We start from the raw sequence: 14416 nt of genomic DNA on the forward strand, positions 1-14416 counted from the left end.
CGCCCAGCAAGGGAATGGGCGCGCGCGCGACAACGACGCTGCCGTGAGGCGGGCCCGCATGAGATCGCGGTCGGGTGGTTCCTTATTCCGCCGCCGAGCTTGCCTTGCGCGCACGTTCACTGGCTGCTGTCCCAGACGTGTACTAAGCGTCGGAGCGCTTTGATGCGAAGTCACGAGGAGAGCCGCGAGGGGGGGACGGGCGACAGGTCGCAACCGCGGGCGCGTTCGGCCGGCAGCCTCATCGTCGCGTTCGGGGCGTCGGCGGACGGCCTGGAGGCTTTCAGGACCTTCCTGTCGGCGATGTCGCCCGACAGCGGGCTCGCCTTCGTGCTCGTGCACCTGGATCCGCACCACGCCGGCGTGGTGCGGCAGCTCCTCGCGCCCCACACGGCCATGCCCGTGCAGGAGGCCGCGGACGGGCTGCCGATCGAGCCCGACCACGTCTACGTCACGCCGTCGAACGTCGCCACGACCTTCCACGACGGCGTCTTCCGCCTGAGCGAGCTCGCGGATCCGCGGGGGCATCGCACAGCGATCGACGCGCTGTTCCGCTCGCTCGCCGAGGACTTCCAGCAGCGGGCGGTGGCCGTGGTGCTCTCCGGGGCGGGGCTCGACGGCGTGGTCGGGCTCAAGGCGGTCCGGGAGCACGGCGGGCTCACGATCGCGCAGCTCCCGGCGACGGCGCACCACCCGGAGATGCCGCGGCGCGCGATCGAGACGGGGCTCGTCCACTACGTGCTCGCCCCCCGCGACATGCCGGCCGCGCTGCTCGAGCACGCGCGGCGCCTCGTCCTGGAGGGCGACCGCGCGCGCCTCGTCGAGGAAGAGATCGCCGAGCGGCTGCCGGAGATCTGCGCCCTGCTCCTCGAGCGCACCGGCCACGACTTCCGCCAGTACAAGCGGACGACGCTGCTCCGGCGGGTGCATCACCGGGCCCGGGTGCTGCGGGCGACCAGCATCGCCGACTACCTGGCGCTGCTCGGGCGCGAGGCGGACGAGCCCGTGCAGCTCGTCCGCGACCTCCTCATCGGCGTGACCGAGTTCTTCCGCGACCCGGAGACGTTCGAGGTGGTGCGGCAGGAGCTCGTGCCCGCGCTCCTCGCCGGCCGGGGGGCGGATGGCCAGCTCCGCGTCTGGGTGCCGGGCTGCGCCACCGGAGAGGAGGTCTACACGATCGCCATGCTCCTCATGGAGCACATCGCGACGCTGCCCGCGGCCCCGCGCGTCCAGATCTTCGGCACGGACGTGGACGACGAGGCCATCGAGATCGCCCGGCAAGGCCGCTACCCCGAGGAGGCGACGCAGCACATCTCCCCCGAGCGGCTCGCGCGCTTCTTCGTCCCCGACGAGGGGGGCGCCCGCTCGGTGGCCAAGGAGATCCGCGATCTCTGCGTCTTCTCACGGCACGATCTCATCCAGGATCCGCCGTTCTCGCGGCTCGACCTGATCTCGTGCCGCAATGTCCTCATCTACCTCGAAGGCGAGCTCCAGAAGCGGGTGCTCGGGGTCTTCCACTACGCGCTCGCGGACGGGGGCCACCTGCTCCTCGGCCCCGCGGAGAGCGTGTCGCAGCGGAGCGAGCTGTTCCGCGCTGTCGACGGCAAGCGGCGCATCTTCCAGAAGAAGCGCGGCGCCGGGCACGCGCCGCCGCGGCTCTCCTTCGCGGAGCGGACCGGGGCGGACCGGCGCGCCGGCGAGCCCTCCCGCGGCGCCTGGGCGCCCGACCAGAGCATCGAGCGCACCATCGAGCGGCGCCTGCTCGAGCGCTACGGACCGCCGTGCGTCGTCGTGAACGAGCAGGGCGACATCGTGTACCTGTCCGGCGCGACGGGGAAGTACCTGGCGCCCTCGACGGGGGCGCTCGACGTCAACGTCTCGAACATGGTGCTGCGCGCGCTGCGCCCCGAGGTGCGGTCGGCCGTGCACCGCGCCGTCAGGGTGCGCGAGCAGGTGGTGCACGAGAACATCGCGGTGGAGACCATCGCGGGGACGCAGCGCCTCAACCTCGTCGTGCGGCCCCTCGGCGATCTCGAGGACGAGCTCGGCCTCTTCGTCGTCCTGTTCGACGAGCTCCGGCCGGCCGCGCGGGGGGAGGCGCCGCCGCCCGGGCCCCGGCGCGAGAGCGCGTCGCTCGTCGACCAGCTCGAGCACGAGCTCAAGGCCACGCGGGAGCACCTCCAGACGACCATCGAGGAGCTCGAGACATCGAACGAGGAGCTCAAGAGCTCGAACGAGGAGCTCCTCAGCATGAACGAGGAGCTCCAGAGCCTGAACCAGGAGTTCGAGGGGCTGAACACCGAGCTCAAGACGAAGATCGATCAGCTCGACGCGGCGAACAGCGATCTCCAGAACCTCCTGCTCAGCGCGCGGATCCCGACGGTGTTCCTCGACGAGGAGCTCAGGATCCGCCGGTTCACGCCCGCGGCGACGGAGGTGTTCCGGCTGATCGAGGGCGACGTCGGCAGGCCCATGCTCGACATCGCGGCGCGCTTCGACGCCGCGTCGCTCGCGTCGGACGCCCGCGACGTGCTGCGGACGCTCACCCCGCGGGAGCGGGAGGTGCGCCTGGAGGACGGCCAGTGCTGCTACATGATGCGGGTCCTCCCGTACCGCACGCTGGCCAACGTCATCTCGGGCGTTGTCGTCACGCTCGTGGACGTGACGACCCTGAAGGAGGCCGAGGTGCAGCGGGCCCGGCTCGCCGCGATCGTGGAGTCGGCCGAGCAGGCGATCATCGGCGCGACCGTGGGCGGGGCGATCACGACCTGGAACGCCGCCGCCGAGCGGATGTTCGGGTACGGCGAGCGGGAGGCGCTCGATCGCCCCCTCCACGTCCTCGTCCCGCCCGAGCGCGCCGACGAGCTGCGCGCCGTCTTCGAGCAGGTGGTCGGCGGCGAGCGCCTCGACGCCCTCGAGACGGTGGGCGTCGCGCGCGGCGGCGGCCGCATCGATGTCTCGATCAACCTCGCGCCCATCCGCGACGCGGCCGGCAAGATCATCGGCGCGTCCGCGATGATGAACGACATCACGCGGCGCAAGCGCGCGGAGGAGGCGCTGCGCGCGAGCGAGGAGGACTTCCGCTCGATCTTCGAGAGCGCCGTGGTCGGCAAGATCCAGTGCGAGCCCGACACGGGCCGCTTCGTGCGGGTGAACCGGCGGTTCGCGGGCATGCTCGGCCACGAGGTGGCCGAGCTCCTCGGCAAGACCCTCCACGAGGTCACGGACCCGGAGGATCTGGGCCGCGTCGGCGAGCTGTACCGCCGCCTGCTGCGCGGCGACATCGGCGATTTCGCGCTGGAGAACCGCTACGTGACGAAGGGCGGGGAGCGCCTCTGGGCGAGCACCACGGTGACGGCGATGCGGGACGGGGCCGGCCGCGTCGTCCGCACGATGGCGGTGGTGCAGGACATCACGCGCCGCAAGCAGGTGGAGGCGGATCTCATCGCGGCGCGCGAGGCCGCGGAGCACGCGAACCGCACGAAGGATCAGTTCCTGGCCGTCCTGTCGCACGAGCTCAGGACGCCGCTCACGCCGGTCGTCACCGCGGCGTCGCGGCTGCTTCGCCGCGACGACCTGGCCGAGGACGTGCGGCGCGGCGTCGAGATGATCCAGCGCAACGCCGAGCTCGAGGCGCGCCTCATCGACGATCTCCTCGACCTGACGCGGGTGGTCCGGGGCAAGCTGGAGCTCGTGACGCAGACGGTCACGGCGCGCACGGTGCTCGAGCACGCGATGGAGATCTGCGCCGACGAGATCGACGCGAAGAGCATCCGGCTGACGCTCGACGTCGCGCCGGGCGAGCACTGGGTGGCGGCCGACGTCGCGCGGCTCGAGCAGGTGGTGTGGAACCTGCTCAAGAACGCGGTGAAGTTCAGCTATCCCGGCTCGCACATCGCGCTGCGCTGCTACGAGCAGGGCGGGCAGGTGGTCATCGAGGTCGGCGACGAGGGCGTCGGCATCGAGCCCGAGGTCCTGCCGCGGATCTTCGACGCGTTCGAGCAGGGCAACACGGCCACGACGCGGCACTTCGGCGGGCTCGGCCTCGGGCTCGCGATCTCGCGGGCCATCGTGCAGCTCCACGGCGGCACGATCACGGCGTCGAGCCCGGGGCGGGGGGCCGGGGCGACGTTCCGCGTCTTCCTCCCCGCGGCGAGGCCCCCTGCGGTCGCGACGCCGGCGCAGGCGAAGGCCGCCGGGGCGGCCGCGCCGAAGCGGTCGCTGCGCATCCTGCTCGTGGAGGACCACGAGGACACGGCGGAGATGATGAGCGAGCTGCTCACGCTGACCGGCCACACGGTGCGCATCGCCCGGACCGTCCGCGGCGCGCTCGATCTGGCCGGCGCGGAGGCGTTCGATCTGCTCGTGAGCGATCTCGGGCTGCCCGACGGCAGCGGCACGGATCTGCTCGAGTCGCTCCGCTCCGCCGGCAGCGCGATCAAGGCGATCGCGCTGAGCGGCTACGGGATGGAGGAGGACCGCCGCAAGACGATGCGCGTCGGCTTCCACGAGCACCTGATCAAGCCGGTGAGCTTCCGCGACCTGGAGGCGGCGATCCAGCGCGTGATGGCGGCGCCGTGAGCGCCCCAGGAGAGGTCCGGGGCGCCCGCTACGCCGGCGTGCGGCCCTTCCGCGGGCCCTTCTTCGTGGCGGGCGGCGGCTTGCGCGGCGCCGGCGCCGGCGCTTCGGCGGTGGCCGCTGGTGCGCCTTCCTGAGGCGCTTCCTCGGCCTCGTCCCAGAGCGCCGACAGCTCGATCTCGATGGCGTCGAAGGGCTCGGCCCGGACCCGGGCGCTCCCGTGCTGGACGCCGACAACGACCCAGCGCCGTGCCTCGAGCGCGAACACCTCGAGCGTGCGCGCGAGGGGATCGAGCAGCCACAGGTCCCGGACGCCGTGGCGCGCGTACGCCGGCATCTTCTCTGCCCGGTCGGCGACCACGGTGCTGGGGCTCAGGACCTCGCACACCCAGTCCGGCGCGAGCGTGAACTTGGTGGTCTGGGGGAGCCGCGGCATGCGCTCGATGCGCCAGCCGGCGAGATCGGGGACCATGTCGTCCTCGTCCCCCGAGGGCCCGAGGAGGAGCTCCGGCTCATCCAGGATACGCCACCCGCCCGGTCCACCGCGGCCGCGCTGGAAGGGGCCGACGAGGTCCGCGCCGAGCACCGACGACGCATGCGCGTGCGGCGGGGCAGGGCGAGGAAAGACGTACAGCGTCCCGCGGATGAGCTCACCGACCATGTTGGGCGGGACGGTCTCGAGGTCGGCGAGCGTGGCGCGCTGGCGCTTCTCGGCGGGGAGGCCCATGAACGCACCCTGCCGCTGCCCCCCCTGCGGGAAGCAAGCAGGCCGGTCACGACGACGACAGCCCACGCGCACCTCGCGCGCGACGTCTGCTCGTGCTCAGCTCCTCATGAGCCCGGCTTCCTCACAGAACAGCATCGGCGATGCGGCCCTGCACAGGGAGGCTCGATGAACAGCGAGCCGGAGACAGGGAAGGAACGTTGGCGGGGTGGACGGGACTCGAACCCGCGGCCTCCGGCGTGACAGGCCGGCGTTATAACCAACTTAACTACCACCCCAGTCCGACTTCCTCACAGGACTGCATCTTCGATGCGACCCTGAAGGAGGCTCAGATGAAAGGCGACTCGGAGACAGGGAAGGAACGTTGGCGGGGTGGACGGGACTCGAACCCGCGGCCTCCGGCGTGACAGGCCGGCGTTATAACCAACTTAACTACCACCCCAAACTCACATCCAGAATCAACCCCGGGCCCTGACCCAGGAGTGGGCGGGACAGGGGTCGAACCTGCGACCATCGGCTTGTAAGGCCGACGCTCTGCCGCTGAGCTACCCGCCCCGTCGGAGAGGTGCGCGACTTTACTCGCCGAACCGCGTCCGTCAACACCTATTTTTGTGACAGCTCCGTCCCTGGCCGATTCCCTGGCCGATCCGGCCTGATTCCGCTCGATCTCGTGTCGCCCCCGCGCCGCTCGGGCCCGGCTGGCCCCCTCTGTTCCTCTCTGTTCCCTCTGTTCCCTCTGTTCCCTCGGTTCCCCTCGGTTCCCCTCGGGCTCTCCCCTTGCACACACCGATCGCACGATCCGTGCCCCTCGCCACCCGATCTGGGTTGACCCGGGCGGATCGGGCCGCCTGCCCGCAGATCGAGCCGACTCATCGCTACACTTCTAGCGTAAAATTCCTGGGTATCCGCGCTACGTTGTGCGTCAGCGGCGGTGGCCGTGAACAAACGTGGTGGGAGGAGACAGCAACGTTATGGCGGAGAAGATCGGCATCCTCGTCGGCTGGGAGCAGTCGTTCCCGCAGGCCTTCCTCGAGAGGTGCAACAAGGTGCCGGGGGTCCGGGCGGAGATCGCGACGATCGGCGGCACGCCCGAGCGCTTCGAGAGCCCTTACCGGGTGCTCATCGACCGGATCAGCCAGGAGGTGAAGCACTACCGCTTCCACCTGAAGGCCGCCGCGCTCGGCGGCGCGTTCGTGATCAACGACCCGTTCTGGTGGAGCGCGGACGACAAGTTCTTCGGCTACTCGCTCGCGTCGCAGATCGGCATCGCGACGCCGCGGACCGTCATGCTGCCCCAGCGCGACTACATCCCGGCGATCGTCAAGGAGCGCAGCCTCCGCAACCTCGAGTACCCGCTCAACTGGGAGGCGATCATCGACTACGTGCGCTTCCCGGCGATCCTCAAGCCCGCGGACGGCGGCGGCTGGAAGGACGTGTCGGTGGTGCGGAACCACGAGGAGCTGTTCGCCGCCTACAACGCCTCGGGGCAGAACGTCATGACCCTGCAGGAGTTCATCGACTTCGACGACTACGTCCGCTGCATCTGCATCGGCAAGGATCGCATCCTCCCGATCCAGTACGACCCGAAGGCGATCGGCCCCACCGGGCTCCGCGGCTGCTACGTGCAGCACGACGACGAGCGGTGGCTCCCGAAGGCGCTGCACGACCGCATCATCGAGGACGCGACAACGATCAACCGGGCGCTCGGCTACGACATGAACTCGATCGAGTTCGCGATCCGGGACGGCGTCCCCTACGCGATCGACTTCACGAACCCGGCGCCCGACATGCACATCGAGCACCTGCGCGAGCGCTACTTCAACATCGCCGTCGACTGGATGGTCGCGTTCGCCGTGGAGTGCGCGCGCGGTGACCGTCGGACGCGCGACGGGTACGCGTGGTCGAAGCTGGTCCGCCCCTCCGCGGAGAAGGTGCGGCTCGGGGCCCCGAGATGACGGCCGTCGAAGGGCTCCTCGACGGCCAGTTCACGCTCGGCGTCGAGGAGGAGTTCCAGATCGTCGACGCGGGGACGCGCGAGCTCCGGTCGTACGTGAGCCAGCTCCTCGAGGGGGGGCAGGGGCACAAGCTCCTGCGCGAGCGGGTCCGCGCGGAGATGCACCAGTCCGTCGTCGAGACGGGCACCGGCATCTGCCGCGACGTCCGGCAGGCGCGGGAGGAGCTCGCCGAGCTGCGCAGCAGCCTGCGGGCGCTCGCGCAGCAAGGCGGGATGCGCATCGTCGCGGCGGGGACGCACCCGTTCAGCGACTGGAAGAAGCAGGAGATCACCGACGGCGAGCGCTACCGGGGCATCGTGGAGGACCTGCAGGACGTCGCGCGCGCCAACCTGATCTTCGGGCTGCACGTGCACGTCGGCGTCAAGGACCGCGAGGTGGCGATGGCCCTCGCGAACCAGGTCCGCTACTTCCTCCCGCACATCCTCGCGCTGTCGACGAGCTCGCCGTTCTGGCTCGGCCGATGCTCGGGCCTGAAGAGCACGCGCAGCGAGATCTTCAAGCGCTTCCCGCGCACCGGGATCCCGGGGCTCTTCGAGTCCTACGGCCACTTCCAGCGCTTCGTCGACCTCCTCGTGAAGACGGGCTGCATCGACAACGCGAAGAAGATCTGGTGGGACGTGCGCCCCCACCCGTTCTTCGACACGGTCGAGATCCGGATCTGCGACATGACCACGCGGCTCGACGACACGGTGGCGCTGGCGGCGCTCGTCCAGGCCGTCATGGGCAAGCTGTACCTGCTCTACCGGCGCAACCTGGGCTTCCGCGAGTACCGGGAGGAGCTCATCGAGGAGAACAAGTGGCGCGCCGTGCGCTACGGCATCGACGGGCAGCTCATCGACTTCGGCAAGCAGGAGCAGGTCCCTGTCCGCCTCCTCGTCGGGGAGCTGCTCGAGTTCGTCCAGGAGTCGGCGGAGATCTTCGGGTCGCAGGGGGAGCTCGATCGGATCCGGACGATCCTCGACGAGGGGACGAGCGCGGATCGCCAGCTCGCTGTCTACGCCCGGACGAGGAGCTTCGAGGCCGTGGTCGACGACCTGATCGAGCAATCGAGCCTGGGCCTGTAGACGAGAATTTCTGCTCGCGGGCCGGCTCTGCTACCGTGCGGCCGTGGGAATCGCTCCGCTTCGCTGCGCCGCAGCTCTCTCGGTGAGCTGCCTGCTCGCGCTGTCCGCCATGGCGGGCGCCGCGGGCTGCGCGTCGACCGAGTACGTCAACGAGGGGCCGGGGCAGCCGACGCCCCGGGCCTCGGGCTCGCTGCCGCCCGGCGCGATGGGCGTCTGCAAGCAGCCGTTCACGAAGCGTCCGCCGATCGTGAGCGAGGAGCTCTGGGCGCACGCGAAGCCGTGCACGCCGCGCACGCCGACCTCGTACATCCGGATCGGCTACGCGAAGGACGGCGCGGCGGGCGCCGATCCCGAGGCGGAGCAGCTCGTCCAGCGGGTGCTCGAGGCACTCGCCGAGGGGACGAAGCCCGACGACGGCAACAACAAGGTCATGGGCGCGATCCGCGCCGTCCGGGCCTACGCGGCGAGGAAGGACGAGCTGCGCGCCCGGATCGCGCGGGACTCGGCGTCCGAGCAGACGTGCGACGTGACCTACCTGCTCAACACGATGTCCGCCGCGCGGAGCAAGCTGTCCGGGGGCGACGCGTGCACCGCGGAGGTCTTCGATCCGGAGGCGCGCGCCGAGGCGTGCCTCTTCGACGCGAAGCGGCCCGAGGGGCTGTGGCTCTCGAGCGGCTGGTCCTGCATGACCTTCACCGGCGCGCTCGGGAACGAGGCGTCCTGCCACCAGCTCTGCGGCTACGACGATTACTGCGCGCGGCAGGTCTACTGCGCGGCCGGCGACGTCAACCTCCTGCTCTGCACGCTCGGCGTGTGCCTCCCCGAGCCGTCCGCCGGCATCAAGTGACGGCCCCCGGGCGGGCGGTCGTCCGCGCCGCCGCCCGGCGACGATGAACGGCGGCGCGCGCGGCCTGGCGGGGGCGCGAGGCGGCGCGGAGGTCAGGCGATCCCCGGCCGGCGGGGTCAGTCGGCGAGGAGGGCGCTCAGCCGATCGAGCACGCCGCGGAGCGCCTCGCGCGCGCCGCGCAGGTGCTCGCGCCCGTCGCGCACGAGGCTGTGCACCGCGCCGGGCACGGGCAGGATGCCCGCGCGGGCCGCGAACGCCGCGCCCGAGACGAGCAGCAGGACCACGAAAAGGGCCAGGCGGATGCGGCGGCGCCACCGCCGCCGGGGGCGCGGCGCCGGGGTGACAAGGGCCGGCGGCGCGGAGGTGACGGGCTGCGCGAGGCCGGACGAGGGCGGCGCCTGCGAGCTGGGCTTGGGGGGCCCGTCGTCGAGGGAGACGGGGAGAATGCCGGCGAACGTGGCGGGGAGCGGCGTGCTCCCGGCCGGCGCCTGTTGCTGCCTGGCGCGCCGGTCGCCCCGCACCGCCGACGTGGTGCGCTCGGCCCGCGACGTCATGCGGCTGTCCGCGAGCTGGATCGCCGTCGCGAGCTTCTTCCGGCGCTCCGCCACGATGTCCCCGAGCGTCTCGCGGACGAAGCGGCCGACGTCGCCATCGGTGACCGGCGTGCCGATCGAGATCGCGATCTGGTCGAGCGTGCGCTGGAACGACGCGCAGTCGTTCCAGCGGTCCGCCGGGTCCTTGGCCAGCGCGCGCTCGATCGCCACCGCGAGATCGAAGGGGACGTCCGGCATGAGCTCGCGGAGGGGGACCGGGGCGAACCGCAGGATGTTCTCCATCGTCTTGGCGTCCGTCCGGCCGCGGAACGGGTGGTAGCCGCTGAGGGTCGTGTAGAGGAGGACGCCGAGCGAGAAGATGTCGGAGCGCCGGTCGACCTTGCCCGACGTGAGCTGCTCCGGCGAGAGGTACGGGATCTTGCCCTTGAGCTGGCCGGCGACGCGCGTCTCGTGCAGCCGGCCCGTGGCCTTGGCGACGCCGAAGTCGACGATCTTCACGATGCCGTCGAACGACACCATGACGTTCTGCGGCGAGATGTCGCGGTGCACGAGGTCGACGAGCTTCCCCTCGTCGTCGCGGAGCTCGTGCGCGGCGTGCAGGCCGGCGCAGATGCTCGATGCGATGCGCAGGAGGATGGGCAGGGGGACGCCGCCGTTCGATTTGACCTGCTTGTTCAGCGTGGAGATGGTGTCGCCGTCGACCCACTCCATCACGATATAGAGCACGCCGTTCTCGTCGCCGAGCTCGACGATCTCGACCGCGTGGGGGTGCCGGATGCGGGACGCGAGGCGGGCCTCGTCGAGGAACATCGCCTCGAAGGTCGGGTCGTCGCCGAACTCCGGCAGCATCGTCTTGATGGCGACGATCTTCTGGAACCCGCGGGAGCCCACGAGCCGCGCCGCCCAGACGGCCGCCATCCCTCCACGGGCGACCGGCATGAGGATCTCGTAGCGGCCCAGCGTGTCTCCAGGCTTGAGGTCCGACAAGATCTGCACGCGGTGATCCTAGAAGGGGGAGGCGGAGTTGGAGGGGTGGTGCTCGAGTGCCGCCGTTACGTTCGTGGAGGCGCGCAGCCTCGACGTCGGCCGGAGCGACAGCGCCGTCGCCCCGCACGTCACGAAGGAGGTTCCGCGAAGCCAGGGTGCCACGAAGCGGACACGGACCTCAAGTTCGGGCGCGAAGGCGGCCGAGGGTAATGATCTCATCGGCTTCCGGGCCGAAGCGCTCGCGCCGGATCCAGCCGCGGCCGTCGCGATCGTCCTGACGATCCGCCACGGGATCCGGGAAGCGCGCGTGGAGGCCGAGGCGCTCGACGCGGCGCCGTTGGCGCGCGGGGAGAGAGCCCATTCAGGCTTGACATCGGCTGCGAGCGCCAGCGCGCAGCCGTCATCGTGAGCGCTCAGCTCGCCGGGACCGAGGCGGATGATCCCGGCGCGCAGCGACGCGCCACCGCCGCTCTGCGCGGCCGTCGCGCGCTCCCTGGACGCCTTCGCCGCGCCAGCGCTCCTGCACGCAGGGCGCCGCGCGCTGGGCAGGCGCGCGGCGTGGGAGAGGCTCATCAAAGCGGATGGTACGCGAACGCGGTCGGGCAGGGGAGTGAAGCGAGCGCCGCGATGGGGATGGTGTGCGCGACGATGTGCGCGTGGAAATGCACGCGCGAAATGAGAATGGAGCGCCACGAAGAACGCGGCGGCGGGCGCGGGAGACGCGGGCCGCGCAGTCGTGGTACAGGGGGAGCGACCTGCTCGACGAGGCCTCATGGAAGCCAGTTTGCGCCCGATCCCGCCGCCGCACGACGAAGACGACGAAGACGTGCACTGGGCGCTGTCGACAGCGACTGCCCTGTGGGCGCGAGGCGAACGCGAGGAATCGCTGAGATGGCTGCGCCGCGCCGCGGAGCAGGCCTCGGACGCCAACGCCGACCTGCGCGCCCTCGAGCTCTTCAAGGCCGCCGCGGAGGTCGCGCAGAAGATCTCGGCGATCGATGGGGCTCCGGCGCCCGCCGTCGACGCGCCGCCGACGGCCGGGAGCGTGCCGCCGAAGGCGTCCCTGAGCGCGCCGCCGCAGGCGCCCGGCGGTCCTCCTGCAGGGGCGAGCGCGCCGCCGCCGAAGCTGGGCGCGCCGGGGCCGGGCGCGCAGCCGTCGCGGCCGCCGAGCCCGCCGGGCGCGGACGCGGGTCGGGCAGAGCGCGGCGGCGCGGGCGCGAGCTCGCCGTCGGCGGTGAAGCGGGCGCCGCTGGTCGGCGCGGGCAGCGCGTCGACGGGGCCGGTGACCCCGACGGCCGTGTCGTCGCGCGACGCCGGTGGGCCGCGGCCCGCGGCCGGGGCGGCCCGCCCGGGGCCCGAGCGTACCCCGATGCCGGTCAAGTCGGCGGCCGGGCGCGCCATGACCCCGACGCAGCAGTCGCCGGCCGCGCGCACGCCCGGCCCGCCGCCGGCGCTCCCGGCGGGCCCCATGGGCGCAGCGCCCGGCCCGGCCAAGGGGCGCGCGATCGCGGGCTTCACGTCGGCCCAGACGCGGGTGTCGTCGACGACCGCGGTGACCGAGGAGGTGCCCGTGGTCAAGCTCCCGGCGGCCAGCGCGCGCGCGGGCCGGGGGCCGGGGCAGGGCGCAGCGCTCAAGGGCGCGAGCGACGAGCAGCACGCGACGGAGGTGGATCCGCCGGCGGACCAGCGCGAGACGGTGCCGACGAACATCGTGGGGGCGCCCGGGCGGCTGCCGCTCGTCGGCGCGGCCTCGTCGCAGGAGGCGACGGAGCGGCGGCCGCGGCTCTGGCCCGAGGGCGACGACGAGGGCACCACGCGCCGCCCGCTGACCGCGCAGGAGCAGCGGGTGCTCATGGAGCACCGGATCGAGGACCTCGACGAGGAGACGCCGATGCTCGGCCTGGAGCAGATGGCGAGCGAGGGCGAGGAGTCCACCGACGCTCCGCGGGACGCGCGGGCGGAGGCCGACGGGACCGACGATCGCGGCTGGACCGAGGCCGAGCCGGATGACGACGACGGCGCCGCTGCAGATCAGCAGGCGGAGTCGACCCTGACGAACGGGGAGCGCGCGGGGGCGAAGCCGGCCAAGGGCGTCGACGGGGAGGCGGCCTGGGGGCGCGCCGCGGGCAGCGACGACCGCGGGGCCGGCGGGGTGGATGGCTCGTGGAGCGATGCGCCTTACGAGGGGGAATGGCAAGCGCCGCCGCCGAGGCTGCCGGCGTCGCAGATCGAGCCGCTGCCGGCGCTGCGGGTCGCGGTGATCGGCATCTCCAGCACGGGGGAGCTGAGGCTCGTTCCGATGGACGGGAGGAACGCTCCGCCGCGGGGCGCGGCGCTCGGGATCCTCGTTCCTTTGAGCCCCGGGGATGGCGAGACGATCGCGCGGCTGCTCCAGCTCCGAGGCTGATCCGCCGCAGGGATGCGGCGCAGGTTCGGCAAGAAGTGGGGCAATCCGCGCATCGGCGGTAGCCTCGAGGAATGCATGACGATCGGACGGCGCCGAAGCGCATCCGTGTGACGGGACTGCAGGAGGCCCAGCTGCCGACGCTCGTCGCGCTGGAGCAGGCCTGCACGGCGATGTACCAGGAGAGCGGCTTCGACGCGGCGGACGTCCCGGCGCGGGCGCTCGCCGAGATCATCGCGCTGACGCGGCGGCACGAGGTGCGCGTCGCGGAGGCGGACGACGAGGTGGCGGGCTACCTGGCGTGGCGCGACGAGGCGCCCGGGGTCGCGTACCTGGAGGAGCTCTCGGTGCACCCGGACCACCAGCGGCGCGGCATCGCCACGCGGCTGCTCGAGGAGCTCCTGGAGCGGGCGAGGGAGCTCGGGATGGAGCAGGTGGTGCTGCGCTCCAACGCGAAGGCGATCTGGGCGCAGGCGTTCTTCAGGAAGGCGGGGTTCGCGCCGCTCGGCGACGACGCGCCGGAGAAGGTGCGCGCGTGGCGCAGCGAGCAGGAGGCGTCCGGGAAGCCGCTGGTGCGAGACGGCGAGGTCGTCCTGTGGGCGGCAATTCCGTCGAGGGCGCACGACGAACCGAGCGATAGCGACGACGGCGAGCGCAGCGGTAGCTGAGCCCGGGGAAGCCGGCCGGGAGCGGGGGGGCAGGCCGGCGGCCGGGAGCGGGCGCGCGACTGGGGGGTGGCGCTGACCGGGGTGACGTCGGACCGACCGAGGTTGAACCGACCGGGGTTGGGCGACCGACCGAGGTTGGGCTGAGCTGAGCCGACCGAGGTTGAACCGACCGGGGTTGGACTGAGCCGAGATTGAGCCGACCGAGGTTGAGCCATGGGCCAGCCCTGAGCCGAAGGCCCTGAACACCCCCGGGAGCTTAGTTGACATAATGTTTCTTATGCGATCCGAACCCGGTCCTGGGGCAGGGGGGCACGATCCCGGATTCAGTAGCAAATCCGAGTACATGGCGTCGCTTTGCCGGGCTCCGAGCCAGGCGCCGTCGCCTGGCGCGCCGCCAACCTGGGTCGGGTCCGCCTGGCTCGTTGCGCGTGAACCCAGGTCAGCCTCCGCGCCGCAATCCGGGTCCGCTTGGCGCTCCCCCGACGAGACCGACCGCGATCGCCCTCCCAGGCTCTCACGACGACCATCCGGCCCCTTCGCCTCTGCGAACGCCGCTACGCGCCCTCTGCCCGGGCTTC

The 14416-nt window shown here is 72.0% G+C and carries 9 protein-coding genes and 3 tRNA genes; 7 read left to right on the forward strand and 5 right to left on the reverse strand.

All coding sequences use genetic code 11. The features are described 5' to 3' along the window. Window positions 1-162 precede the first annotated feature (162 nt). On the forward strand, window positions 163-4578 hold the full coding sequence (locus tag WMF42_RS18040; RefSeq protein WP_437693330.1) for a PAS domain S-box protein: 4416 nt from the start codon (window positions 163-165) through the stop codon (window positions 4576-4578). 28 nt (window positions 4579-4606) lie between these two features. Here WMF42_RS18040 and WMF42_RS18045 read toward each other — a convergent pair whose 3' ends face one another. From WMF42_RS18045 to WMF42_RS18060, 4 genes are all read right to left on the reverse strand, one after another. Further along, window positions 4607-5302, reverse strand: coding sequence for a Uma2 family endonuclease (locus tag WMF42_RS18045; protein WP_437693331.1), 696 nt, complete (start codon window positions 5300-5302; stop codon window positions 4607-4609). A 198-nt stretch (window positions 5303-5500) separates the two neighbouring features. Further along, window positions 5501-5577: transfer RNA gene (locus WMF42_RS18050), tRNA-Asp, on the reverse strand. An 87-nt stretch (window positions 5578-5664) separates the two neighbouring features. Continuing rightward, a tRNA-Asp gene (locus WMF42_RS18055) sits at window positions 5665-5741 on the reverse strand. Between the two features lie 41 nt (window positions 5742-5782). Beyond that, window positions 5783-5854: transfer RNA gene (locus tag WMF42_RS18060), tRNA-Val, on the reverse strand. A gap of 416 nt (window positions 5855-6270) precedes the next feature. Between WMF42_RS18060 and WMF42_RS18065 the strand changes: the two genes are divergently transcribed. Genes WMF42_RS18065 through WMF42_RS18075 form a run of 3 tightly spaced genes read left to right on the forward strand, consistent with a single transcriptional unit; the run spans window position 6271 to window position 9225 of the window. Further along, window positions 6271-7254: an ATP-grasp domain-containing protein gene (locus tag WMF42_RS18065; RefSeq protein ID WP_061606801.1), complete on the forward strand. Its 984-nt coding sequence runs from the start codon at window positions 6271-6273 to the stop codon at window positions 7252-7254. Beyond that, window positions 7251-8378 carry a carboxylate-amine ligase gene (locus WMF42_RS18070; protein WP_061606800.1) on the forward strand — a complete coding sequence of 376 codons (1128 nt, stop codon included), beginning with the start codon at window positions 7251-7253 and terminating at the stop codon, window positions 8376-8378. Before WMF42_RS18065 ends, WMF42_RS18070 begins: the two co-directional genes overlap by 4 nt. A 43-nt stretch (window positions 8379-8421) precedes the next feature. Then, window positions 8422-9225: a hypothetical protein gene (locus WMF42_RS18075; RefSeq protein WP_233561222.1), complete on the forward strand. Its 804-nt coding sequence runs from the start codon at window positions 8422-8424 to the stop codon at window positions 9223-9225. 116 nt (window positions 9226-9341) lie between these two features. On the opposite strand, the gene WMF42_RS18080 is transcribed toward WMF42_RS18075, so the two are convergent. After that, window positions 9342-10775, reverse strand: a complete 1434-nt coding sequence (locus WMF42_RS18080) for a serine/threonine protein kinase (RefSeq protein ID WP_061606798.1) — start codon at window positions 10773-10775, stop codon at window positions 9342-9344. Between the two features lie 64 nt (window positions 10776-10839). On the opposite strand from WMF42_RS18080, the gene WMF42_RS18085 reads away from it, so the two are divergent. The 3 genes from WMF42_RS18085 to WMF42_RS18095 all read left to right on the forward strand — a co-directional run bounded on the left by WMF42_RS18085 (window position 10840) and on the right by WMF42_RS18095 (window position 13838). Next, window positions 10840-11175 (forward strand): hypothetical protein, encoded by a 336-nt coding sequence (locus tag WMF42_RS18085; RefSeq protein WP_437693332.1) that lies wholly within the window; start codon window positions 10840-10842, stop codon window positions 11173-11175. Between the two features lie 363 nt (window positions 11176-11538). Next, on the forward strand, window positions 11539-13173 hold the full coding sequence (locus WMF42_RS18090) for a hypothetical protein (RefSeq protein WP_437693333.1): 1635 nt from the start codon (window positions 11539-11541) through the stop codon (window positions 13171-13173). 71 nt (window positions 13174-13244) lie between these two features. Continuing rightward, complete coding sequence (locus tag WMF42_RS18095) at window positions 13245-13838, forward strand: GNAT family N-acetyltransferase (protein ID WP_061611012.1); 594 nt, start codon at window positions 13245-13247, stop codon at window positions 13836-13838. The last annotated feature ends 578 nt before the right edge of the window (window positions 13839-14416 follow it).

The sequence above is a fragment of the Sorangium sp. So ce176 genome (assembly GCF_051519835.1).
In the GTDB taxonomy this organism is placed as follows: Bacteria; Myxococcota_A; Polyangia; order Polyangiales; family Polyangiaceae; genus Sorangium; species Sorangium cellulosum_G.

Coding starts and splice junctions, on each gene's coding strand:
- WMF42_RS18090 (WP_437693333.1), top strand. CDS start 11,539: ATGGAAGCCAGTTTGCGCCCGATCCCGCCGCCGCACGACGAAGACGAC.
- WMF42_RS18045 (WP_437693331.1), bottom strand. CDS start 5,302: ATGGGCCTCCCCGCCGAGAAGCGCCAGCGCGCCACGCTCGCCGACCTC.
- WMF42_RS18065 (WP_061606801.1), top strand. CDS start 6,271: ATGGCGGAGAAGATCGGCATCCTCGTCGGCTGGGAGCAGTCGTTCCCG.
- WMF42_RS18095 (WP_061611012.1), top strand. CDS start 13,245: ATGCATGACGATCGGACGGCGCCGAAGCGCATCCGTGTGACGGGACTG.
- WMF42_RS18040 (WP_437693330.1), top strand. CDS start 163: ATGCGAAGTCACGAGGAGAGCCGCGAGGGGGGGACGGGCGACAGGTCG.
- WMF42_RS18070 (WP_061606800.1), top strand. CDS start 7,251: ATGACGGCCGTCGAAGGGCTCCTCGACGGCCAGTTCACGCTCGGCGTC.